Annotated in this window: 21 protein-coding genes, 1 tRNA gene and 1 riboswitch; of the genes, 10 read left to right on the forward strand and 12 right to left on the reverse strand. The window is 64.9% G+C overall.

Annotation, left to right across the window (positions count from 1 at the left end):
* Positions 1-33: 33 nt before the first annotated feature.
* Complete coding sequence (locus tag JQ616_RS04555; protein ID WP_212012542.1) at positions 34-1,200, reverse strand: NADH:flavin oxidoreductase/NADH oxidase; 1,167 nt, start codon at positions 1,198-1,200, stop codon at positions 34-36.
* 266 nt (positions 1,201-1,466) lie between these two features.
* On the opposite strand from JQ616_RS04555, the gene JQ616_RS04560 reads away from it, so the two are divergent.
* Entirely contained in the window at positions 1,467-2,486 is a 1,020-nt protein-coding gene (locus JQ616_RS04560; RefSeq protein WP_212012544.1) for an LLM class flavin-dependent oxidoreductase, read from the forward strand.
* A gap of 296 nt (positions 2,487-2,782) precedes the next feature.
* Positions 2,783-3,073 carry a hypothetical protein gene (locus tag JQ616_RS04565; protein WP_212013173.1) on the forward strand — a complete coding sequence of 97 codons (291 nt, stop codon included), beginning with the start codon at positions 2,783-2,785 and terminating at the stop codon, positions 3,071-3,073.
* On the opposite strand, the gene JQ616_RS04570 is transcribed toward JQ616_RS04565, so the two are convergent.
* The 3 genes from JQ616_RS04570 to JQ616_RS04580 form a co-directional block, all read right to left on the reverse strand.
* The gene (locus JQ616_RS04570) at positions 3,018-3,302 is read right to left on the reverse strand and encodes a DUF3551 domain-containing protein (RefSeq protein WP_212012546.1); all 285 of its coding nucleotides are present in this window, start codon (positions 3,300-3,302) and stop codon (positions 3,018-3,020) included. The two genes, JQ616_RS04565 and JQ616_RS04570, sit on opposite strands and share 56 nt — an antisense overlap.
* 29 nt (positions 3,303-3,331) lie before the next feature.
* Positions 3,332-3,405, reverse strand: a tRNA-Gly gene (locus JQ616_RS04575).
* A gap of 89 nt (positions 3,406-3,494) precedes the next feature.
* The gene (locus JQ616_RS04580; RefSeq protein ID WP_212012547.1) at positions 3,495-5,042 is read right to left on the reverse strand and encodes a 4-amino-4-deoxy-L-arabinose transferase; all 1,548 of its coding nucleotides are present in this window, start codon (positions 5,040-5,042) and stop codon (positions 3,495-3,497) included.
* Positions 5,043-5,212: 170 nt separating this feature from the next.
* On the opposite strand from JQ616_RS04580, the gene JQ616_RS04585 reads away from it, so the two are divergent.
* From JQ616_RS04585 to JQ616_RS04600, 4 genes are all read left to right on the forward strand, one after another.
* Complete coding sequence (locus tag JQ616_RS04585) at positions 5,213-5,791, forward strand: methylated-DNA--[protein]-cysteine S-methyltransferase (RefSeq protein WP_212012548.1); 579 nt, start codon at positions 5,213-5,215, stop codon at positions 5,789-5,791.
* Positions 5,792-5,800: 9 nt separating this feature from the next.
* A complete protein-coding gene (locus JQ616_RS04590; RefSeq protein WP_212012549.1) occupies positions 5,801-6,640 on the forward strand; it encodes a helix-turn-helix domain-containing protein in 840 nt (279 codons plus the stop codon).
* A 56-nt stretch (positions 6,641-6,696) separates the two neighbouring features.
* Positions 6,697-7,056, forward strand: coding sequence for a VOC family protein (locus JQ616_RS04595; protein ID WP_212012550.1), 360 nt, complete (start codon positions 6,697-6,699; stop codon positions 7,054-7,056).
* Between the two features lie 129 nt (positions 7,057-7,185).
* Positions 7,186-7,602, forward strand: coding sequence for an SRPBCC family protein (locus tag JQ616_RS04600; RefSeq protein ID WP_212012551.1), 417 nt, complete (start codon positions 7,186-7,188; stop codon positions 7,600-7,602).
* Positions 7,603-7,752: 150 nt separating this feature from the next.
* Here the strand turns inward: JQ616_RS04600 and JQ616_RS04605 are convergent, their stop codons facing one another.
* The 3 genes from JQ616_RS04605 to JQ616_RS04615 all read right to left on the reverse strand — a co-directional run bounded on the left by JQ616_RS04605 (position 7,753) and on the right by JQ616_RS04615 (position 11,643).
* Positions 7,753-9,195: an MATE family efflux transporter gene (locus JQ616_RS04605; RefSeq protein WP_212012552.1), complete on the reverse strand. Its 1,443-nt coding sequence runs from the start codon at positions 9,193-9,195 to the stop codon at positions 7,753-7,755.
* Positions 9,196-9,324: 129 nt separating this feature from the next.
* Positions 9,325-10,374: a hypothetical protein gene (locus JQ616_RS04610; RefSeq protein ID WP_212012554.1), complete on the reverse strand. Its 1,050-nt coding sequence runs from the start codon at positions 10,372-10,374 to the stop codon at positions 9,325-9,327.
* Between the two features lie 162 nt (positions 10,375-10,536).
* Entirely contained in the window at positions 10,537-11,643 is a 1,107-nt protein-coding gene (locus JQ616_RS04615) for a 2'-deoxycytidine 5'-triphosphate deaminase (RefSeq protein WP_212012556.1), read from the reverse strand.
* Between the two features lie 122 nt (positions 11,644-11,765).
* Positions 11,766-11,845, forward strand: a riboswitch (SAM riboswitch).
* 77 nt (positions 11,846-11,922) lie between these two features.
* Here JQ616_RS04615 and JQ616_RS04620 point away from each other — a divergent pair.
* Positions 11,923-13,116 carry an O-succinylhomoserine sulfhydrylase gene (locus JQ616_RS04620; protein WP_212012558.1) on the forward strand — a complete coding sequence of 398 codons (1,194 nt, stop codon included), beginning with the start codon at positions 11,923-11,925 and terminating at the stop codon, positions 13,114-13,116.
* A 163-nt stretch (positions 13,117-13,279) separates the two neighbouring features.
* Here JQ616_RS04620 and JQ616_RS04625 read toward each other — a convergent pair whose 3' ends face one another.
* From JQ616_RS04625 to JQ616_RS04645, 5 genes are all read right to left on the reverse strand, one after another.
* Positions 13,280-14,053, reverse strand: coding sequence for an SDR family NAD(P)-dependent oxidoreductase (locus tag JQ616_RS04625; protein ID WP_024581738.1), 774 nt, complete (start codon positions 14,051-14,053; stop codon positions 13,280-13,282).
* Positions 14,054-14,161: 108 nt separating this feature from the next.
* On the reverse strand, positions 14,162-15,307 hold the full coding sequence (gene pimD / locus JQ616_RS04630; protein ID WP_212012561.1) for a pimeloyl-CoA dehydrogenase small subunit: 1,146 nt from the start codon (positions 15,305-15,307) through the stop codon (positions 14,162-14,164).
* Between the two features lie 83 nt (positions 15,308-15,390).
* Positions 15,391-16,581 (reverse strand): pimeloyl-CoA dehydrogenase large subunit, encoded by a 1,191-nt coding sequence (gene pimC, locus JQ616_RS04635; protein WP_212012563.1) that lies wholly within the window; start codon positions 16,579-16,581, stop codon positions 15,391-15,393.
* 204 nt (positions 16,582-16,785) lie between these two features.
* Positions 16,786-18,471 carry a dicarboxylate--CoA ligase PimA gene (pimA, locus tag JQ616_RS04640; protein ID WP_212012565.1) on the reverse strand — a complete coding sequence of 562 codons (1,686 nt, stop codon included), beginning with the start codon at positions 18,469-18,471 and terminating at the stop codon, positions 16,786-16,788.
* 157 nt (positions 18,472-18,628) lie between these two features.
* Positions 18,629-20,725 carry a 3-hydroxyacyl-CoA dehydrogenase NAD-binding domain-containing protein gene (locus tag JQ616_RS04645; RefSeq protein ID WP_212012567.1) on the reverse strand — a complete coding sequence of 699 codons (2,097 nt, stop codon included), beginning with the start codon at positions 20,723-20,725 and terminating at the stop codon, positions 18,629-18,631.
* A gap of 180 nt (positions 20,726-20,905) precedes the next feature.
* On the opposite strand from JQ616_RS04645, the gene JQ616_RS04650 reads away from it, so the two are divergent.
* The 3 genes from JQ616_RS04650 (at position 20,906) to JQ616_RS04660 (ending at position 23,349) form a co-directional block, all read left to right on the forward strand.
* Positions 20,906-21,772: an IclR family transcriptional regulator gene (locus JQ616_RS04650; protein WP_212012569.1), complete on the forward strand. Its 867-nt coding sequence runs from the start codon at positions 20,906-20,908 to the stop codon at positions 21,770-21,772.
* Between the two features lie 69 nt (positions 21,773-21,841).
* Positions 21,842-22,639, forward strand: a complete 798-nt coding sequence (locus JQ616_RS04655; RefSeq protein ID WP_095731499.1) for an ABC transporter ATP-binding protein — start codon at positions 21,842-21,844, stop codon at positions 22,637-22,639.
* Positions 22,636-23,349, forward strand: coding sequence for an ABC transporter ATP-binding protein (locus JQ616_RS04660; protein ID WP_212012571.1), 714 nt, complete (start codon positions 22,636-22,638; stop codon positions 23,347-23,349). The genes JQ616_RS04655 and JQ616_RS04660 overlap by 4 nt, the downstream gene beginning before the upstream one ends.
* Position 23,350 lies beyond the last annotated feature (1 nt).

Raw genomic sequence — 23,350 nt, forward strand, 5'->3', positions numbered from 1 at the left:
GACGACCTCCCAAGTTTCTGTCAGCTGTTCTTATTAGACGCTACGGAACGGCAGCGGCGGGCCTTCGAGCCGGCGCAGACCGGGCTCGCGACGCTCCAGCCACCAACCATACTGCTTCGGCCAGGATGCGAACACTTCACCGCTTCCGCCGCCGAGCGCAAGCTCGGCATGCAGCGGCCAGTTCGGATCGAACAGCGCCTCGCGGCCGATCGCAATCAGATCGGCCTGGCCGTTGGCCAGAACGTCTTCGGCCTGTTGCGGATGCAGGATCAGGCCGACCGCGATGGTAGCGACCTCGGCGGCGCGGCGGATTTCATCCGCATAAGGCACCTGGAAGCCGTAACCGCGCGGAATCCGTGCCGCGGTCGCCGAGCCGAGCAGGCCGCCCGACGAGCAATCGATCAAATCGGCGCCGCGCGCCTTGGCGGCCTTGGCGAACGCGACCTGGTCCTCGAGCGTCAGGCCGCCATCGACGCCATCGACCGAGGAGATCCGCACCGACAGCGGCCGCTCCGCGGGCCAGGCGGCGCGCACGGTCTCGATGATCTCGAGCGGATAGCGCATCCGCCCGGTGCGGTCGCCGCCGTAGGCGTCGCTTCTGTGGTTCGACAATGGCGAGAGGAATTCATGCAGCAGATAGCCATGGGCGCAATGCACCTCGACGAATTCGAAGCCGGCCTCCACCGCACGCAGCGTGGCGCGTCGCCATTGCTCGCGTAGCGCCGCGAGTTCCTCGATCTCGAGCGCGTGCGGCATCAGCCAGCCTTCCTCCATCGGGATCGCGCTCGGCGCCACCGTCTGCCACGGCAGATCGCCGCGGGCGTGGTCGGCGTCATCGAGCGCCGCATTGCCGTACCAGGGTCGTTGCATGCTGGCCTTGCGGCCGGCATGTGCGAGCTGGATCGCCGGCACCGCGCCGTTGTCCTTCAGGAAGGCCGCGATGCGCTCCAGCGGCGCGATCTGCTCGTCGTTCCAGATGCCGACATCACCATGGGTGATGCGGCCCTCGGCGGCCACCGCCGCGGCCTCGACCATCACGATGCCGGCGCCGCCCTGGGCAAATTTACCGAGATGAACAAGGTGCCAATCATTGGCGACGCCGTCGATCGCCGAATACTGGCACATCGGCGAAATCAGGATGCGGTTTCGGGAGGTTACGCCGCGAAGCGTGATCGGCTGAAACAGAAGCGGCTGCGGCATCGGGACCTGCGGGAACGTGGTGGCGGGAGAAATCGTGGCGGAAAGCTAGGCGGCGCGTCTCCAGATCGCAAGTCACGCTGTGGCGCGGGCGGCAAGACCTGCACGCATGCGCAGTTGCGCAGCGGCGCGAACCGCGCAACCCGCAACATCTGCTGCAGAAAGATTTCCCGGCCGGTAAACACTTTTCGTCATGCGGGGGATGATTTCCGTCACCCCAGCGGCCGCCACCGATCGCAATTCGCGCCTGATATGCCTACATTGCCGACATGAAGAAAATCGGATTCCTCTCGTTCGGGCACTGGACGCCCTCGCCGCAATCCCAGGCCCGCTCGGCCGCGGATGTGCTCCTGCAATCCATCGACCTTGCGGTCGCCGCCGAAGAGCTCGGCGCGGACGGCGCGTATTTTCGCGTCCATCATTTCGCCCGCCAGCTGGCCTCGCCCTTCCCGCTGCTGGCGGCGGTGGGCGCGAAGACCAGCCGGATCGAGATCGGCACCGCCGTGATCGATATGCGCTACGAAAATCCGATGTACATGATCGAGGACGCCGGCGCGGCCGACCTGATCGCGCAGGGACGCCTGCAACTCGGCATCAGCCGCGGCTCGCCCGAGCAGGTGATCGATGGCTGGCGCTATTTCGGCTATCAGCCGGGCGAGGGCCAGACCGACGCCGACATGGGCCGGCGTCATGCCGAGATCTTCCTCGAGCTGCTGCACGGCGAAGGATTCGCGCAACCGAATCCGCGGCCGATGTTTCCCAATCCGCCCGGCCTGCTGCGGCTCGAACCGATCGCGGAAGGTCTGCGCGAGCGGATCTGGTGGGGCGCCGGCTCGAACGCCACCGCGGTCTGGGCGGCGAAGCTCGGCATGAACCTGCAGAGCTCGACGCTGAAGAACGACGAGACCGGAGAGGCCTTCCACATCCAGCAGGCCGCGCAGATTCGCGCCTACCGCGCCGCCTGGAAGGAGGCCGGTCACAGCCGCGAGCCGCGGGTCTCGGTGAGCCGCAGCATCTTCGCGCTGGTCGACGATCGCGACCGCGCCTATTTCGGCAGCGGGCAGGAGGAAGATCAGATCGGCTTCATCGACGAGCGGACGCGCGCGATCTTCGGCCGCGGCTATGCCGCCGAGCCGGACAAGCTAATCGAGCAGCTCAAGACCGACGAGGCGATCGCCGAGGCCGACACCCTGCTGCTGACCGTCCCCAATCAGCTCGGCGTCGCCTACAACGCGCATGTGATCGAGAGCATTTTGACACACGTCGCACCCGCGATGGGATGGCGCTGAGTGTGTGCGGTCTGGACCCGCGGCGGCCGTCCTTCTAGGGGGTGTGGTTGAAAGCGGACGACCGGCCGCGGGCTTGAACCGACCGTTCTCTGCCGGAGGCTGGCCGGTTCTACAGGGCCAATGCCGGAACCCGCGAGATCGTTCCGGCGGAACTCCGTTCTCAAACGCGGAGAACTACGGAAACATAACTGCGCGTTGTGAGAAGAACAGGTTGAGTACGGTTCGTTAGTTGCGCACGTTGCGTGAACAAACTGCCGTAATATCCCGGGACAATCGCGGCGCGCCTGCCCGCGGGTGTGCCCGCCTCAGGAATCCTGATCGCGATCGCGATCACGCTCGGCGAGATCGTGGCGAAGGCGATCGACGCGCTCGTCGAGTCGCCGGTTCAGTTCCTCGTCCTCGTTCGACGAGCTGCCGCGACGGGCGCGAAGGACAAATACGCATCCGATCAAAACGATCGCAACCAGCGCGTAGAACCACCATCCCATGCATCGATCTCAAATGGACGCTCGCAAGGACGAGCGGAAAAAATCATCGTTCACGGCGCGCCGATCTCGGCGCAGAGGCCGGCGCGTAAAAGGGGTTGACCAGACAGGAGGCCGGAAGTCCCGCCGCGCCGGCCTGGCACTGAGCGAATGACGTGAAGTCGCAGTCCATTCGGTCGCCGAGCAACACACCATACACGTGCATGCAGATCGGATAGCGAGGATCGTACATTTGTGCGGATGCCGGCCTTGTCATCCAAAGCGCGCCTAGCGCAAGCAGTAGCGCTCCAAGCAACCTCACATCAGATCTCCTGCGAATGCAGCGAAACATAACCGTTCCGCGAAATCTTGCCCAAGGGCTGGAGCGGGCGAAGGGAATCGAACCCTCGTATGCAGCTTGGGAAGCTGCCGTTCTACCATTGAACTACGCCCGCAATCTCAAGAGGTCACCCCACTCGGAAGTGACCTGCCGGACCATAGCCCGGCCGGAGGCGGAGGATCAAGCGCGCATTCAAGCCCGTGGTTAGTGGCCCATCCTCACGAGCGCGTCATTGATGACAAACGGCTTGGCGGCCGTCGCATCGCAGGTCCCGCTGCGCGCATAGATGCAGGCATCGGCGATGCCGACATGGGCACAGCTTTGCCGCGAAAAATCTGCCGGCAGATCGCCGGCCGCATCGGGACGCGCGAGGATGCGGTTGAAGGCCGGCTTGGTGGTCTGCAACAGCAGCGGCAGGACCGGCTCGGCGAGCGGATCGGCGGGCGCCAGCACATAGAGTGGCACCGGGCCGACCAATCGCTCCCGTCCCGGCAACAGCTGGAAACGGACATTGTAGAGCGCGAGGCCGCACATCTGCGGATCGCTGCGCAATTCGGCCGCGAGCTGCGCCGCGCCGACGCCGCGCGTCCAGTATTCGCGCATCCCTTCACTGGCGCCGGCCAGCGCCACCGAGAGCAGCGCCCAGCCACCCATGACGATCGGCAATGCAGAGCGGCGCCATTTGTCCTTCGTGCGCAGCCATTGCACCCAATCGGCCGAGCCGAGCGCGGCGACGATGATGAACAGCACCACCGACAGGAAGACGAAGCGGTATTCCTTGTGCGCGATCAGGCTGTGGAAGACGAGGTTGGCGAGCGCTGTGGCGAGCAGCAGCGGCGCATGCCGCCAGCCGCGCCAGATCGCCGCAAGCGGCAGCACGATCGCCGCCGACCACACGATCAGGAAGTTGACGAGAAACGCCGCGGGCGGAGTCACACCGAACTCGGTGGCGCGATCGTGTACGAGGTTTTCCTTGATGTTGCCGATCAGCCAGGCAAACGGCATGGCGCCATGCGCGAGATCGATCGCGGCGGTGAACATCAGTGCGGCGAGGCCGCCGGCAACCAGCGGAACGAGGTTACGCCAGCGCATCCAGCAGGCGCCGAGCGCAAGCACCGCGACGGCCGGCGCATATTGGAAGCGGCAGACAAAGGCGAAAGCGAGCAAGGCGCCGCCGATCGCAAGACGCTGCCGAGACGGATGATCGGTCACCAGCAGCGCCGCCGGCACGATCAGCGCCGTCGCCAACGGCTCGCCCAATGTGTGCGGCGCGAGCAGAATCAACTCGAACCAGACCGCGGCGGCGAATGCCGCGACGACGGCATGGGTTCGCGAGACCCGCGCGCCGAAGAACCAGGCGCTGACCACGATCGACAACGACGCACATGCCGCAACCAGGCGCGGCACCAGGAAGGCGCCGGCGCCGCCGGGCGCAATCGCGTCACCGAGCGCAACCGGCCCGGCCAGCAATGTCGGCAGGAACCAGCCGCGAATGCCTTCGCGCCATTCCCATGTCAGGATGCCGTCATGGCCGAGCATGCGCCATGCCGGCTCGAGATACTGGAAGATCTCATCGGGATACATCACGTTGGGCCAGACCGCGGCCGCAAGGCGGATCACCAGCGCCAGCAACAGCACCACGAAGAGCGGGAGAAGGCGCCCGCGCGCGCCCTCGACTGTGCCCGCGCTGCCGGGCGCAGCATCGGCGCTCGTGCTCGTCATCGTTCCGCCGATCGTATCGAGGAGCAGCATGCTGGCGTCCAGATAGCGGGCAAAGCCTTTAAGATGCGTGACCGGAAGATGCGTGACTGGACGTTGTCGAGGTCACACAGCGCCGGCCACAACATGCTTAACTAAACGTGAAGATTCCGGATGCGCCTGCGGCTACCGATGTTATGATCGCGCCTGGGGGTTGTGGCGTCATGGCGGGGCGTGGGTACACCATTTTCGACACGGCAATCGGCCGATGCGGAATCGCATGGGGCGAAGCCGGCATCGCCGGCGTGCAGCTTCCCGAGCAGCGCGAGATCGAAACCCGCAGGCGGCTGTTCAAGCTCTATCCCGATGCACGCGAGATGCGGCCGCCCGAGGAGGTCGAGGTCGCGATCGAGGGCATCGCCGCGATCATGCGCAGCGGCGATGGCGACCTCTCGGGCGTTGCGCTCGATATCAGCGGGATCCCGGCGTTCGATCAGCGCGTCTACCAGATTGTCCGCGCCATTCCCCGCGGCGAGACCCGGACCTATGACGAGGTGGCGAGCGCCTTGCGCGCCTCCGGCGCGGTCTATTCAGTGGCGCAGGCGCTCGGCCGCAATCCGTTCATGATCATCGTGCCCTGCCATCGCGTGCTCGAGGCGGGGCAAAATGCCGACCGGATATCGCCGAACGGCGGTAGCGTCTCGAAGCGGCGCCTGCTCTCGATCGAGGGCGCCCAATTGAACGCCAGCAAGACCCTGTTCGACGTGTTGCTGCCCGTTGCGCGACCCCGGCCGCAAGCCTAAATCTGGGGTATGACCGATACCACGCTGCTGCAGCGCGATCGCATCAAGGTGAACGAGTTTCGCTGCACGGCGGAGCCCGGCGACAAGCCGTTCGTCGAGCAGTTCGCCTGCCATTCAGTGTCCTATGTGCGCAGCGGCAGCTTCGGCTGCCATTGCCGCGGCCGCTTCCACGAGCTGGTGGCGGGCTCGATCCTGGTCGGCCATCCCGGCGACGAATACACCTGCACCCACGACCATGTGGTCGGTGACGAATGCCTGTCGTTCTTCCTGGATCCGGAGCTGGTTGAGACGATCGGCGACCAGACCTCAGTCTGGCAGGTCGGCGCGGTGCCGCCGCTGCCGGAATTGATGGTGATCGGCGAGCTCGCCCAAACGGCGGCAGCTGGCAACAGCGACGTCGGCCTCGACGAGGTCGGTCACCTCTTCGCCAGCCGCCTTGTTGAGCTCGTCTCGGACCGCAAAGCAAAGCCCCTCACCGCAGCCCTGCGCGATCGCCGCCGCGCCGTTGAAACCGCGCTGTGGATCGACGCCAATTCGCACCATCAAATCGATCTCGACGATGCCGCGGAGCAGGCCGGCTTAAGCACCTTCCATTTCCTGCGGCTGTTCTCCGCGGTGCTCGGCGTCACCCCGCATCAATATCTTGTGCGCTCGCGGCTGCGCCATGCGGCGCGGCGGCTGGTCGATGACGACAGTCCGGTCACCGACATCGCCTATGACGTCGGCTTCGGCGATCTCTCCAATTTCGTGCGCAGCTTCCACCGCGCCGCCGGCGCCTCGCCGCTGAAATTCCGCCAGGCCTCCCGCGGCGACCGCAAGATTCTCCAAGAACGCCTTGCGCTGCAATAGCTAGGTTCCTCCGGTCCGCGCGTCCGTCGACGCGCCCAACGACCGGAGACCTCATCATGTACGACCATATCGGATTGCGCGTCGCCGACCTCGACGCCAGCGTGCGCTTCTACACCGCGGTGCTGGCGCCGCTCGGCTTCGTGCTGTGCTCGCGCGACGACAGCGGCGCCGGCTTCGGCCCCAAGGGCGAGCCCGCGCTCTGGCTGCATCTGCACAAGGGCAAAGCCCAGGGCGGCGCGCACATCGCGTTCCGCGCCCCGAGCCACGATGCGATCAAGACATTCCACAGCGCGGGCCTGAAGGCCGGCGGCAAGGACAATGGCGCGGCGGGCCACCGCAAGGATTACAGCCCGACCTATTACGCGGCGTTCCTGCTCGATCCCGATGGCAACAATGTCGAGGCGGTGTCGACTTGAGGCTCAACCGTCATTGCGATGAGCGAAGCGACGAAGCAATCCACGCATTTCATTCCGCTGTGAGATGGATTGCTTCGCTTCGCTCGCAATGACCAATTTTCAAACTCAAAATAGCAAGGACCGAATCCCATGGCTTCCATTCAAAAGGACATCCCGATCGACGCCCCGGCCGACCACGTCTGGGACGCGCTGCGCGATTTCGGCGCGCTGCATACGCGGCTGGTGCCGGGCTTCGTCACCGGCACGCAACTCGACGGCGACGTTCGCACCGTGACTTTCAGCAACGGCACCGTGGCGCGCGAGACGCTGGTCGATTGCGACGACAAGCGACGACGTCTGGTCTATGCGATCACCAGCGAGCGGCTGACGCAGCATTCCGCCTCGGTGCAGGTGTTCGCCGATGGCGACACGCGCTGCCGGGTGGTGTGGATCGCCGACGTGCTACCGCACGAGGTCGCGCCCTACATGGACACGCAGATGGACCTCGGAGCGGCGGCGATGCAGGCGGCGCAGGCGAAATCGGCCAGGGAGAAGAACGCGGCGTGAAGTATCTTTGACCGTCACCCTGAGGAGGCCGCGAAGCGGCCTTCTCGAAGGGCGACAGCCCAGCTGGTTTCCAGGAGTGCACGCCGAAGCACCGGGGCCGTCGATCCTTCGAGACGCGCTGCGCGCTCCTCAGGATGACGGTCTGATAGACTAAGACAGCGCCGGTTGCGCCGCGCCGACCGGCGCTGATTTGCCCCAGCGCGTCAGGATCACGCTGAGGCAGGAGAGCACGCCGAGCACGCCCATCGAGGCGGCGGCGAGTGCGAAGAAGTTCTGTGCACTCGCCTCATGCGTCGACAGCCACCAGCCGCCGGTGCCGATGAAGATCAGCCGCGCGGTCTGCGCCAGTACCGGGCCCAGCACCTTCGCCGCCCCCTGCGAGGAGAAATACATCGACATCGCAAGCCCGATGAAGGCGTACATCGGCGCGGCGGTCGAGAGATATTGATGGCTGGTCGCCCGCACATGCGGATCGCTGGTGAACAGATTGACCCAGAGATCGGGGAAGACGGCGATGAAGCTGCCGACCACACCGACCGCGAGGAACGACAGCGTGCCGGCAGTCCAGGCGATGCGCCGCGCCCGCGCGACGCGCTCGGCGCCAACTGCCATGCCGATCATCGGCACCGAGGCGATGCCGACCGCGAAGGCGACCGAGGTCAGCATGAATTCGAGCCGCGCGCCGATGCCGTAGCCGGCGAGCACCGCGGTGCCGAACTGCGCCAGCATATGGGTGAAGATCGAGATCGTCAGAACCGATTGCAGCGGTGAGAAGCAGGAAACGGCGCCGACCCTGAGGATGTCGATGAACATCGCCCATTGCACGCGCAGTCCCCTCAGCTTCGGCTTTACCCGGGCGCGGCCCGAGAACAGATACCAGCCCATCACGCTGATGCTGATCGAATAGGCGATCAGCGAACCCGCCGCGACGCCGCGCATACCGAATTGCGGCACCGGACCGAGGCCGAGCCCGAGCGTGCCGCCGAGGATGATCTGGCATACCGCCGACGACAGGATCATGGTCGACGGCAGCTTCATGTTGCCGGTGCCGCGCAGGATGCCGGCCATCGTGTTCATCAGCCAGGGCAGGATCGCGCCGCCGAAGAAGATCTGCGAATAGGCGATCGCCTGCGCCAGCACGTTGCCGCGGCCGCCGAGCAGTTCGAGCAAACGCGGGCCGAAGATCAGCATGCCCAGCATGAAGGTGAGACCAAACGTCAGTCCGATCATCAGCGCATGCATGGCGAGCGTCGAGGCGCGATCGATCTCGCCGGCGCCGAGCGCGCGTGCGATCGCGGATGCAACGCCGCCGCCCATCGCGCCGCCGGACATCGTCATGGTCAGGATCACGCAGGGAAACAGCAGCGCCATCGCCGCCAACGACTCGACGCCGAGCCGGCCGATATAGGAGGTCTCGGCAATGACAACGCAGGTGCCGGCGGAGAGCGCGATCACGTTGGGCCATGCAAGCCACAACAGCGTGCGCAGAATCGGCCCGTCGAGCAGCGCATTGCGCGCCGGCCTGGTCACTGGCGGCGGCAGCGGCCGTTCTTGTTCGTCGACAGGAATTTCGGCGAGGCCGAGATCGGACATTTCCACTCCCACGCGCGATCTGGGGAGCCGCGCCATGGTGTTTCCCTACCATGGCAGCAGCGGAATCCACGTGCGCGGGACGCAAGGGGGGCCTGCGCGATTGCAGGTGAACCCAGATGAACCTCTGATCTAGCCGATCGACCAGACGAACGGCGCGGCGGCGGTGCTGTTCGGCCTCAGATGCACCGGAATGTGCCGTCCGCAGCCGGCCGCCAGGCCTTCGAACAGGCCAGTCAATACGCTGGCGCAGGCCGGATGATAGTCGGCCACATCGGCCATCAGCTTCCAGCCCTGCTGGCGGATCTCGAACTGGCCCTCGGACTCGCTGATGTCTGCGATATCATCCTGCGACTCGAACAGCGTGCGCAAGAATGCGGCAAATTCCGTGGCACGGCCACGGCTGCCGCCGAGCGCCTGCGCGACCTCGTCGAAATACTGCATGCCAATCAGTTTGCCGGTGAGATGCAGCAGATAGCTCGCATCCTCGGGCCCGAACACCTGCACGATCACGGGCGCGGCCGTCTTCACATATTCCATCGCGTAGTTGCGATACGCCTTCTCCAACCGCGGCTTCGGCCAGCTGTCGACCGGCAACGCCGGCGCGGTCATCGGATCGAACGCCGGCGCCTCGAGATGGCGCGCGAACACCAGGCGCTGGTCGAGCTCGAGCGGATGATCATATTCGCAGTAATAGCCTTCGAGCCCGTCCTGGCCGTCGACGCTCTGCTTGGTGCAGACGAAGCCGAGCCTGAGATCGCCGAGCGCGACACCGTTGTTGGCGTGCCAGCCGCGCAGCATCGCGCGCGAGACCTCGCCGGGCACGCCGCAGATCGCGGTGCCCTTCCAGATCCAGCGCGGCGGCGGATAGCGTATCCAGGCCTTGCGGTCGGTCTCATGCATGTATTCGACATGTACGCCGCCGATCCAGTTGGAGAGATAGTGATACTGCGCGGCCGCGACCGCCGGCGGCAGGCCGTCGAGGCCGAGCTTCTTCAGGCCGGGCAGGAAGCGCTCCTGCTGCTGGCGGCGAAACACGCGGAAGACGAACTCGGCGGCATCAGCGGTGCCGCGGCGCGTGACAACTGTGAGGATCAGCCCGGTGAAGAAGGCGTGATAGAGATCGGCGACGCTGCGCCACTTCCGCCATTGCGCCTCGCGCGCGTCCTGCTCTCCGATCATGCTTACTCCCGCTGTTCTTGTTGGCGAGATCAAGCCTCGCGCGCATGATCGTAGCCCGGATGCAGCGAAGCGCAATCCGGGGCAGCTCAATCCGCGTATGCACCATCCCGGATTTCGCTGCGCTTCATCCGGGCTACGGAATTCCGCGCGCGCGAAACGGAATTACACCCGGAAATGCTTGGAGAGCTTCAAGCCCTGCGCCTGATAGTTCGAGCCGATGCGCTGGCCATAGAGCGCATCGGGGCGCTCCAGCATGCGTTCATAGACCAGGCGGCCGACGATCTGGCCATGCTCGAGAATGAACGGCACCTCGCGCGAGCGTACTTCGAGCACGGCGCGCGCGCCCTTGCCGCCGGCGCCGGCATAGCCGAAGCCGGGATCGAAGAAGCCGGCGTAGTGAACACGGAATTCGCCGACCAGAGGATCGAACGGCACCATCTCCGCGGCGTAGTCCGGCGGCACCTGCACCGCCTCTTTCGAAGCCAGGATGTAGAACTCGCCGGGATCGAGGATGAGGCTGCCGTCGGAGCGCGCCTTGATCGGCTCCCAGAACTCGTCGACCGAATAGCCGCCACGGCGATCGATATCGACCACGCCGGTGTGGCGCTTGGCGCGATAGCCGACGAAACCGCCCGAGCTCTCGCCGGAGAGATCGACCGAGAGCGCGACGCCATGGGTGAGATCGGCATTGTCGGCGTCGACCAGCCGCTCGGCGGCATGCAGCGCATCGAGCTCGTCGGCGGTCAAGGTCGCCTCGCCGATCCGGAAGCGGACCTGGCTGAGCCGCGAGCCCTCGCGCAGCAGCACGGGAAACGTCTTCGGCGAGATCTCGGCATAGAGTGGGCCGTGATAGCCGGCGCCGATCATGTCGAAGCGGCGGGTGCCGTCGGCGATCACGCGGGTGAAGACGTCGAGCCGTCCGGTCGAGCTCTTCGGGTTGGCCGCGGCCACGATCTCCGGCGGCAACGCCAGGCTCTCCAGCAGCGGGACGATGTAGACGCAATTGGTCTCCAGCACCGCGCCGTCCGACAGGTCGATCTCGTGCAGCTTGAGCTGGTCGATCCGCTCGGCGACGGTGGCATCGGGCCCCGGCAAGAAGCTGGCGCGGACCCGGTAGGCGATGTCGCCAAGCCGCAGGTCGAGGCTCGCCGGCTGGATCTGGCTCTCGACGAAATCATAGGCGGGCAGAATGAGGCCGGCCTCCGCCATCTCCGCGATCATGCGGTCGGGCAGGATTCCGTTGGATTCATCTTCCAGCGTGAACGACACGGCACGGTCCCTCGGGATGGCCTAAAATCATACTCCAGGCGGCCATCAAGCCCCAAAACATGGGCTTTTACGGGTTATCCGATGACCGTCTTGACGGAAAGGGCGCGAGGGAATATCAGCTGCACTTATCCCGTGGTGATTTGAGCCGGCCGGCTTGCAGCCACGTTAAATAAGTCGCTAAACAGGCCGGGGACAGTGTGATCCCGGCTTGTGGAGGTTTCTCCAGGCCGGTTTTTTTGTGGCCATTTTCGAAAGGAAAATGGCCACTTCGGAGGTCACATGTCTGAATCGAAGGATACCGCCCGCTTTCGTCCCGAAACCCGCCTGGTCCATGGCGGCACGCTCCGCTCGCAGTTCGGCGAGACGTCGGAAGGGCTATTTCTCACCCAGGGCTACGTCTACGACAGCGCCGAGCAATGCGAGGCGCGTTTCAAGGGCCAGGATCCCGGCTTCATCTATTCGCGCTATTCCAACCCGACCATTGCGATGTTCGAGCGCCGCATGATCGAGCTCGAGGGCGCGGAAGCCGCGCGCTCGACCGCGACCGGCATGGCCGCGGTGACCACCGCGATCCTCGCGCCGCTGAAGGCCGGCGATCATGTGGTGGCGTCCAAGGCGCTGTTCGGCTCCTGCCTTTACGTGGTACAGGATCTGCTGCCGCGCTACGGCATCGAGACCACGCTGGTCGACGGTCTCGATCTCGACCAATGGCAGCGCGCGTTGCGGCCGAACACCAAGACCTTCTTCCTCGAGAGCCCGACCAATCCGACGCTCGACGTGCTCGATATCGGCGCGATCGCCAAGATCGCCCACAGCGGCGGTGCCCGGCTGATCGTCGACAACGTGTTCGCGACGCCGATCTGGCAGAGCCCGCTGTCGCTCGGCGCCGACGTCGTGGTCTATTCCGCGACCAAGCATATCGACGGCCAGGGCCGCTGTCTCGGCGGCGTCATCCTGTCGTCGGAGGCCTTCATCGCCGAGCACATCCACAATTTCATGCGCCAGACCGGCCCGTCGCTGTCGCCGTTCAACGCCTGGGTGCTGCTGAAGGGGCTGGAGACGCTCGGCGTCCGCGTCCGCGCGCAGACGGAGAACGCGGCGAAGATCGCCGAGGCGCTGGCCAACCATCCGAAGATCACGCGGCTGGTCTATCCCGGCCGCGCGGATCATCCGCAGGCCGCGACGGTGAAGAAGCAGATGGGCGCCGGCTCGACGCTGGTTGGCTTCGAGGTGAAGGACGGCAAGGCCGGCGCGTTCCGCTGCCTCAACGCGCTGAAGATCTCGCGCATCTCCAACAATCTCGGCGATGCCAAGAGCCTGGTCACGCATCCCGCGACCACGACGCATCAGCGTCTGGCGCCGGAGGCCCGCGCCGAGCTCGGCATCAGCGAAGGCTTTATTCGCTTCTCGGCGGGGCTGGAGCATCCCGACGATCTGATCGAGGATTTCGAGCGGGCGCTGGCGCAGGTCTGAGGCAGAGCTGGAAGCCCCAGGTGGGCTGCGCTCCCTCTCCCGCTTGCGGGGGAGGGCTGGGGTGGGGGTTTCTCCACGAGTCACGTCGCGGAGAGACCCCCACCCGCCGCGCTACGCGCGTCGGCCTCCCCCGCAAGCGGGAGAGGCAAGGACAAGCAAGCGGCTACGTCGCCGCCGTCGTCACACCACCGTCGACCACGATGGTCTGGCCAGTCATGAAGGTCGAGGCGTCGGAGGCGAGATAGGCGACCGCGCCCGCGATCTCGTCGGGCTCGCCGATACGACGCAGCGGCGTCGACGCGGTGCGGCGCTTCAGATTGTCCGGATCCTCCCACAGCGCGCGGGCGAAATCGGTCTTCACCAGGCCCGGCGCCACGCAATTGACCCGCACGCCCTTCGGCCCCCATTCGCCGGCGAGGCTGCGGCACAGCGCAAAATCCGCCGCCTTGGAGATGCCGTAGGCGCCGATCACGGTCGAGCCGCGCAAGCCACCGATCGACGAGATGATCACGACCGAGCCCTTGCCGCGCTCGGCCATCTGCGGGATCGCCAGCGCGGAGAGCCAGATGTTGCTCTTGACGTTCGAGCCCATGATCTTGTCGAAGGCTTCGTCCGTGATGTCGAGCAGCGGCCCGTAATACGGATTCACCGCGGCGTTGCAGACCAGGATGTCGATCTTGCCGTAGTGCTTGATCGTGCCCGAGACCAGCGCCTCGACCTCGTTGCGACGCGCGATGTTGCAGGGAATGACGAGCGCGTCGCCGCCGGCCTTCTTGATGCCGTCGGCGACCTCCTGGCAGGCATCCGCCTTGCGCGAGGAGACCACGACCTTGGCGCCGAGTTTTGCCAAGAGCTCCGCCGAGGAGCGGCCGATGCCACGGCTCGAGCCGGTGATGACGGCGACCTGGCCGGTGAGATCGAACGGGGTGTTTTTCATTGTTGTTGTTTCCCTGACTTCTAGGAAGGCTCGTCATGCGCGGGCTTGACCCGCGCATCCATCTTTTCAAGAGCGATGGGTTGCCGGGTCAAGCCCGGCAACGACATCTCAGGCCAACAGCCCGCCGCCCTCGCTGACGCGACGGAGGTGGTAGTCGGTGTCGCCGAGCGTGTTCTCGATCATGGTCAGCCGCTTGAAGTAGTGGCCGATCTTGGCCTCCATGGTCATGCCGATGCCGCCATGAAGCTGGATCGACTGCTGACCGACGAACTTCAAGGACTTGCCGACCTGCACCTTGGCGGCCGCGACCGCGGAGGAACGCTCCTTGGCATCGCTAAAGTCCGACGCCATGGTCGCGAACATCGACATGCTGCGGGCCTGCTCCAGCGCCACGAACATGTCGGCGGCGCGGTGCTGCAGACTCTGGAACGAGCCGATCGCAACGCCGAACTGCTTGCGGGTCTTGATGTACTCGACGGTCTCCTTGAGCGACTCGTCCATCGCGCCGACCGCTTCCGCACACAGCGCGGTGCGGGCTTCGTCCGCGACGCGCTCGATCAGCGGCAGGCCATTCTCGGGATCGCCAATCGCCGCATCAGCACCGACCTCGACATTGGTGAAGGTGATGTCGGCCGCATGCAGGCCGTCCTGGGTCGGATAGCCCTTCTTGGTGACGCCCTTGGCATCCGCCGGAACCAGGAACACGCCGATGCCGGCCTTGTCGCGCTGACCGCCCTTGGTGCGCGCGGTCACGATCAAGGTGTCGGCGTTCTCGCCGTTGAGCACGACGAACTTCTCGCCGTCGATCACCCAGCCACTGCCCTTCTTCTTGGCCGTGGTCACGACGTCGAACAGGTCGTAGCGCGAATTCTTCTCAAGCTGCGCAAAGCCGAAGGTCTTGCTGCCGTCGATGATGCCGGGGATGTACTTGGCCTTCTGCTCGGCCGAGCCGCCATGGCGCAGGAAGCCGCCGGCGACCACGACGGTGGCGAGATAAGGCTCGACCACCAGCGCCTTGCCGAGCGCTTCCATCACGATCATGGTCTCGACCGCGCCGGCGCCGAAGCCGCCGTCGGTCTCGGCGAAGGGCAGACCAAGCAGGCCCTGCTCGGCGAGCTTGCCCCAGAGCGCTTTGCTCCAGCCGCCCTTCTCCTTCATGTACTTCTTGCGCGCATCGAAGTCGTAGGCATCGGTGAGCAGCCCGTCGATGCTTTCCTTGAGAAGCCGCTGCTCCTCGGACAGATCAAAATCCATGTTCGTTCCCTTAAACTGAAAGTCGTTACCGAAACCGGGAGCTCTTCACCTCTCCCCGCGAAGCGCAGGGAGAGGGAGAGAAATCAAAGTCCCAGCACGGCCTTGCTGATGATGTTGCGCTGGATCTCGTTGGAGCCGCCGTAGATCGAAACCTTGCGGTTGTTGAAGTAGCTCGGCGCGATCTGCGCGGTCCAATCCATGCTCTCGTTCGAGCCGGCGTCGCCGTGCTCGTCATAGGGCGCGGCAAACGGACCGATGATCTCCATCAGCAGCTCGGTGGTGGTCTGCTGGATTTCCGAGCCCTTGATCTTGAGCACCGAGGATGCCGGATTGGGCTTGCCCTTGCCGTGCTTGCCTTCGTCGGCGACGACGCGGAGCTGGGTCAGCTCGAGCGCCTTCAGCTCGATCTCGCAGGCCGTGAGCTTCTCGCGGAACGCCGGATCCTCGATCACAGGACGGCCGCCGGACTCGACCTTGGAGGCCAGCGCGCGAATGCGGCGCAGCCGCTCCTTCGACACGCCGACCCGGGCGATGCCGGTCCGCTCATTGCCGAGCAGGAATTTGGCGTAATCCCAGCCTTTGTTCTCCTCGCCGATCAGGTTCTCGTAGGGCACCTCGACGTCGTCGAAGAACACTTCGTTGACCTCGTGGCCGCCGTCGATGGTCTGGATCGGACGCACGGTGACGCCCTTCGACTTCATGCTGAACACGATGAAGGAGATGCCCATCTGCTTCTTCGCATTGTTGTCGGTGCGGCAGAGGCAGAAGATCATGTCGGCGTGCTGGGCGAGCGTGGTCCAGGTCTTCTGGCCGTTGATGATCCACTTGTCGCCACGGCGCTCGGCCTTGGTCTTCAGCGAGGCGAGGTCCGACCCCGAGCCTGGCTCCGAGAAGCCCTGGCACCACCAGTCGTCGACACTGGCGATGCGCGGCAGATATTCCTTCTTCTGCTTCTCATTGCCGAAAGTGTAGATGACCGGACCGACCATGCTGACGCCGAAGGCGAGCGGCTGCGGCGCCGGATAGGACTGCAGCTCTTCATTGAAGATGTAGTGCTGCACGGTGCTCCAGCCGGTGCCGCCATATTCCTTCGGCCAATGGGTGACGCCCCAGCCCTTCTTGTTGAGAATGCGCCACCAGGTGACCATCTCGTCCTTCGACAGATGGCGGCCTTCCTGCAGCTTGCGCCTTGTCTCCGGCGGCACGTTGTTCTTGAAGAACTCCCGCACCTCCTCGCGAAACGCTATCTCTTCCTTGGTGAAAGCGAGATCCATCGGATCCTCCTTTTGAAGTTCAATAAGTTCACAACTCGCTCGCCGTCGTCCCTGCGAAAGCAGGGACCCATAACCACCGGCCATCGCAACTGGCAAAGCCGGCTGCCGCATGTGCCTTTTGCAGAGGCCGCGGCGTATGGGTCCCGGCTCGCGCTTCGCTTGGCCGGGACGACGGAATGACTGCAACAGCTCGAACAGGCCCGGTCATGAGCGCGATCCCGATGCGGTCTGTTGCTGCGATTGCGATGTCTTCGGCTGCTGCTGACGCAATTCGTGACGCGACAGCTTGCCGACCGGCGTGCGCGGAAGTTCGTCGACGAATTCGACCGCCGCCGGCAATTCATGCTTGCCGACCTTGCCGGTGAGGAACGCACGCAGCTCGTCGACCGAGAATGTCTTCTCGCCGTCGCGCAGCTTGATGAAGGCCTTTGCGGCCTCGCCGCGGTAATCGTCAGGAATACCGATCACGATCACTTCCTGCACGGCGGGATGGGTGTAGATCGCCTGCTCGATCATCTGCGGATAGACGTTGAAGCCGCCGGAGATGATCATGTCCTTCTTGCGGTCGACCAAATAGAAATAGCCGTCGGTGTCCATATAGCCGATGTCACCGGTGAGGAAGCGGTCGCCGACGAAGGCCTCGGCGGTTTCCGCCGGCCTATTCCAGTAACCCTTGGTGACGTTCGGGCCGCGGATGCGGATCTCGCCGACCTCGCCGACCGGCATCACCTTGGTGGAATCCTCCAGCGACACCACGTCCATCTCGATGCCGGGCAGCATCAGCCCGATCGAGCCCGGCTTCTCCGGTCCTTCCTTGGGATGGCCGGTGCCGGGCGAGCAGGTCTCGGTCATGCCCCAACCGCTCTTCAGCTTCATGCCGACGCGGCGCTCGAAGACCTTCGCGACCTCGACCGGCAGCGGCGCGCCGCCGGAACCGGCGACCACCAGCGAGGAGAGATCGCGCTTGTCGAGATCGGGCAGCGAGGCGATCGCGATCCACATCGTCGGCACGCCCGGAAACACCGTCGCGCGCTTGACCTCGATGTCGCGCATTACGGCCTCGACGTCGAAGCGCTGGTGCAGCGAGATCAGATGGCCGCGCCGGATCGCCGACAGCAGCACCACGGTCAGCGCATAGATATGAAACAGCGGCAGCACGCAGATCACGCGCTCGACCGCATTGCGTTCGAGCCGCGCGGGCTTGCCCCAGACATCATAGATCGAGACCGCCGCGGTGAGATTGCCATGGCTGAGCATAGCGCCCTTGGGCAGGCCCGTGGTGCCGCCGGTATATTGCAGCAGCGCGACGTCCTCGACGTCGACCGCGGGCCATTGCGCCGGCTTGGTCGCGCCGTCGATGAACTGCTTGTGGGTGATGATGGCGGGATTGTCGGGCAGCGCCGTCTGCGGCGTGCCGGCCTTGCCCCAATTGTCATCCTCGCAAACGATCAGACGATCGAGCAGACCCTTGGCGAGAAACTTCAGCGCGGTCGGCAGCAGCGCCGAGAGATTGCTGGTGACCAGCACCCGCGCGCCGGAATCGGACAGCTTGTGCGACAACGCGATCTCGCCGTCGAGCGGCGACAGATGCACGACGCGGGCGCCGGCCTTCAGCGCGCCAAAGAAATTGATCGGATGATCCGGCGAGTTGCCGAGGAACAGCGCGACCGAAGTGCCCTTGCCGTAGCCGGCGCGCATGAAGGCGGCGGCCGCAGTCTCGACCAGGGATTCCAGATCACTGTAGCTGATCTGCCGGTCGCGGAATTCGAGCACCGGGCGCCCGCCATACTCGGCGGCCGCAGTCGCAAGCAGGTCCGGCAGCGTGCCACGCGTGACCTCGTCGCTCCACTGCACGCCGCTCGGATAATATTGTTCGCCGGGATAGGTCATGGATGCCTTCGCAGGGACTCTATGAAGTCGTCATTCCGGAATGGCCCAGAGGGCCAGACCCGGAATCCATCAGGCCGCATGCGCCGAGGCGCAATGGGTTCCGGGTTCATCGCTTTCGCGATGCCCCGGAACGACACATGGTTGGGCCGTCGCCCGATCACGCCGCCTTCGACGGCGCTGCGAGCGAGGCGAAGGTCTTGCCTTCGTCGGCGAGCTTCCTGAGCAGCGGCGCCGGCTCGAGCGAGGGATCGTTGGTCTCCTTGGCGTAGAAGGCCAGGCGATCGGCGATGTGCTTGAGGCCGACCGTGTCGGCCCAGAACATCGGACCGCCGCGATAGATCGGCCAGCCATAGCCATAGAGCCAGACCACGTCGATATCAGACGGACGCGCCGCGATGCCCTCGGCGAGGATCTTCGCGCCCTCGTTGATCATCGGGTACATCATGCGCTCGAGGATCTCGTCGTCGCTGACGACGCGCTTCTTGCGGCCGAGGCGCGCCAGCGTCTCGTCGATCAGCTTCTCGACCTCCGGATCGGGCAGCGCCGCGCGCGAGCCCTGCTCGTACTTGTAGTAGCCCTTGCCGGTCTTCTGGCCGAAGCGGCCGGCTTCGCATAGCGCATCGGCGATCTCAGACTTGATGCCGCGGTCCTTGCGCGAGCGCCAGCCGATATCGAGACCGGCGAGATCGCCCATCGCGAACGGGCCCATCGGCATGCCGAACTTGGTGACGACCGCGTCGACCTGCTGCGGCAGCGCGCCTTCGAACAGCAGCTTCTCGGACTGCTTGCCGCGCTGCGCCAGCATGCGGTTGCCGACGAAGCCGTCGCAGACGCCGACCACGGCCGGCACCTTGGCGATCTTGCGGGCGATCGACACCGCAGTCACCAGCGCGTCCGGCGCGGTCTTGTCGGCACGAACGATCTCGCACAGCTTCATGACGTTGGCCGGCGAGAAGAAGTGCATGCCGAGCACGTCCTGCGGACGCTTGGTCGACTGCGCGATCTCGTCGATGTTGAGATAGGAGGTGTTGGAGGCGAGTACCGCGCCCGGCTTGGCATACTGGTCGAGCTTGCCGAACACTTCCTTCTTGATCGCCATGGTCTCGAACACCGCCTCGATCACGAGGTCGGCGTCACCGACGTTCTCGATGCCGACGACGCCGTTGATCAGCGCCATCCGCTTGGCGGGCGCGTCCGCCGGGATGCCGCCGCGCGCAGCGGTTGCCTCGTAGTTCTTCTGCATGATGCCCATGCCGCGCTTGAGCTGCTCCTCGCCGGTCTCGATCAAGGTGACCGGGATGCCGGCATTGACGAACGACATCGCGATGCCGCCGCCCATGGTGCCGGCGCCGAGGATGGCGACCCGCGCCACGTTGCGACCCTTGGTGCCCTCGGGGACGCCCGAGATCTTGGCGGCTTCGCGCTCGGCGAAGAAGGCGTAACGCTGCGCCTTGGACTGGTCGCCGTTCATCAGCTTGAGGAAGCCCTCGCGCTCCTTCTTCAGGCCTTCCTCGAACGGCAGGTCGATCGCGGCGCCGACGGCATCGGCAGCGGCGAACGGCGCTTCCAGCCCGCGCGACTTCTTGGTCAGCGCGGCGACCGCGTTGGTGAAGATCGAACGATCCGCCTTGGCCGCGGCGAGCTTGCTGTCGTCATCGCGCAACTTGCGCAGCGGACGCTTCTCGGCGACCACCTTGCGCGCAAATGCCTCACCGCCCGAGGCCGGCCCCTCGACGATCTCCTCGATCAGGCCGGCCTTCAGCGCGGCGTCGGCGCCGATCGGGTCGCCGCCGACGATCATCTTGACCGCGAGTTCGGGACCGACCGCGCGCGGCAGACGCTGGGTACCGCCGGCGCCCGGCAGCAGGCCGAGCTTCACCTCGGGCAGACCGAGCTTGGCATCCTTGGTGGCGACGCGATAGTGGCAGGCCAGCGCGACCTCGAGGCCGCCGCCGAGCGCGGTGCCGTGGATCGCGGCAACGATCGGCTTCGGCGAGCTCTCCATCAGGCTCAGCACCTCGGCGAGGCCGGGCGGCTTCGGCGGCTTGCCGAATTCGGTGATGTCGGCGCCGGCGATGAAGGTGCGGCCGGCGCAGGTCAACACAATGCCCTGGACCTGCGCGTCATCGATAGCGCTCTTGATGCACTCGAAGATGCCGCCGCGCACGGCCGCGCTCAGCGCGTTCACTGGCGGACTGTTAACCGTGACGACGGCAATGTTGTCATGACGTTCGAGCTTGACGACTTCACTCACCGGGACTCTCCCTGGATGCTTGTTCTTGAACTTGTGTTGAGTAGCTGCACGACTTGCGTTGAGCCGCTACGATTAGACCAATTTCGCACTGCGAAATTTAATTCCACATCTTGACACGGAGGGTTATTTTGAAGCACGAGCCTTGTCAACGAGCATGACAAGGGCAGGACAAGGATAGGGATGAAGCGCGCCAGCAAGAAAGCAGCGACCGATCGCAATTTCGTCGTCGCGCTTTCCCGCGGACTAGACGTCCTGCGCGCATTTCAACCCAATGACGGGCTGCTCGGCAATCAGGAGATTGCAGCCCGCACCAAATTACCGAAGCCAACCATTTCCCGGCTGACTTACACGCTGACCAAGCTGGGATACCTTACACCTGTACCGAAATTCGAGAAGTATCAGCTCGCACCGTCGGCGATGGCGCTCGGCTATGCCGCGCTCGCCAATCTCGGCGTTCGGCATTTGTCCGAGCCGTATCGAGAAGAAGTGATGCGCGCGACCGGCGGTGCCGTCGCGGTCGGCGGCCGCGATCGTCACAGCATGATCTATTTCGGGCAGAGCCGGAACGGCCTGGCGCTCGGCGTGCAACTCGACGTCGGCTCGCGGGTGCCGATCGCAACCACGGCGATGGGGCGTGCCTATATTTGGGCGTTGCCACCTGACGATCGCGCCGCTTTACTGCGTGAGCTGCGGGATCACTATGGCAGCCGCTGGGCCAAGATGCGTGACGGCATCGAACGCTCCGGCGAGACGGTGGCGAAGCACGGCTTCACCATGTCGACCGGCGATTGGCAGAACGACGTCGCCGCGGTTGGCGTTGCATTGAGATTGAATGACGGAACCGGTCCTTACGCCTTCAATTGCGGCGCGCCGGCATTCCGTTTCACGGAAGATAGATTGCTCAACGACATTGGACCTCGTCTTGTCGCGATGGTAAGGAACATCGAGCAGGCGCTCGGTGGGATGGCGCCGCAATCCAAAAAAGAACAAAGCAAAAAGTCTAGAGTAGGAGGGAAAGTTGCACGTTTGGCCGAGGGGATCAGATAGCCTCCATCACGTCCGGCGAAGCACATCGCAGGATAGCTCGCACCGCTCGAAGACGGCGGGCGAGACGAGATGACGCAGGCACAGCTCGCGCAAGGGAATGATCCCTTGCTCGCGGTTCGCGACGTCAGCGTCGTGTTCGGCGGCATCATCGCACTCAATGGCGTGTCGTTCGACATGCGCCATGGACAGATTCTCGGCCTGATCGGACCGAACGGCGCCGGCAAGACCACGCTGTTCAATTGCCTGTCGCGGCTCTACCAGCCGTCGTCCGGCGACATCCTGATGGAAGGCAAGAGCATCCTGTCGCGCCCGCCGCACCGGATCGCCGAGATCGGCATCGGCCGCACCTTCCAGAACGTCGCGCTGTTTCCCAATCTGTCCGTGATCGACAATGTGCGCGTCGGCGCGCATGCGCGCACCTCGAGCGACATCGTCAGCGACTCGCTGCGCCTCGCCTGGGTCCGCCGCGGCGAGAACGACATGAACAAGAAGGTGCACGACATTCTCGGCTATCTCGATCTCGAGGACGTCGCCCACACCGTGGTTTCGGGGCTTCCCTTCGGCACCCAGAAGCGCGTCGAGCTGGCGCGCGCTTTGGCCGCAGATCCGAAGATCCTGCTGCTCGACGAGCCGGCCGGCGGCCTCAATCACGAGGAAGTCTATGTGCTCGGCGATTTGATCCGCAAAATCCGCGATGACCGTAAAATTACGGTGCTGCTGGTCGAGCATCACATGGGTCTCGTGATGTCGATCGCCGACCACGTCGTCGCGCTCAATTTCGGCCGCAAGCTGGCCGAAGGCACGCCGGCCCAGGTCCAGGCCGACCCTGATGTCATCAAGGCCTATCTGGGGAGCAAGGACCAATGACCGCGATGCTCAACGTCAAGGACCTGCGCGCCTATTACGGCCAGGTCCAGGCCCTGCACGGCCTCAGCTTTTCCCTCAACGAGGGCTCGCTGACCACGCTGCTCGGCGCCAACGGCGCCGGCAAGACCACCACGCTGCGGGCGATCTGCAACATGGTACGCTCGACCGGCGCGATCGAGTTCGAGGGCAAGCCGATCGGCACACGTTCCACTGAAAATGTGGTCCGTCTCGGCATCGCCCATGTGCCGCAGGGCCGCGGTACCTTCACCAACATGACGGTGGAGGAGAATTTGCAGCTCGGCGCCATCAGCCGCCCCGACAAGAAGGCGATCGGCTCCGACATCGAGCGGATGTACGACCATTTCCCGGTGCTGAAGCAGCGCTACACCCAGCAGGCCGGCACGCTGTCCGGCGGCGAGCAGCAGATGCTCGCGGTGGCGCGCGCGCTGATGCTGCGGCCGCGCCTGATGCTGCTCGACGAGCCGTCATTCGGCCTCGCGCCGCTGATCGTGCGCGACCTGTTCCGCATCCTCGGCAAGATCAATCGCGAGGAAAAAGTGACCATCCTGGTGGTCGAGCAGAACGCGCAGCTCGCGCTCGAGCTCGCCGACCAGGCCTATGTGATCGAAACCGGACGGATCGTGATGTCGGGCAATGCCAAGGACATCGCGAACAACGAAGACGTCCGCAAATCCTATCTCGGCTACTGAG

The organism is Bradyrhizobium tropiciagri (assembly GCF_018130545.1).
GTDB classification, from domain to species: Bacteria; Pseudomonadota; Alphaproteobacteria; order Rhizobiales; family Xanthobacteraceae; genus Bradyrhizobium; species Bradyrhizobium tropiciagri_A.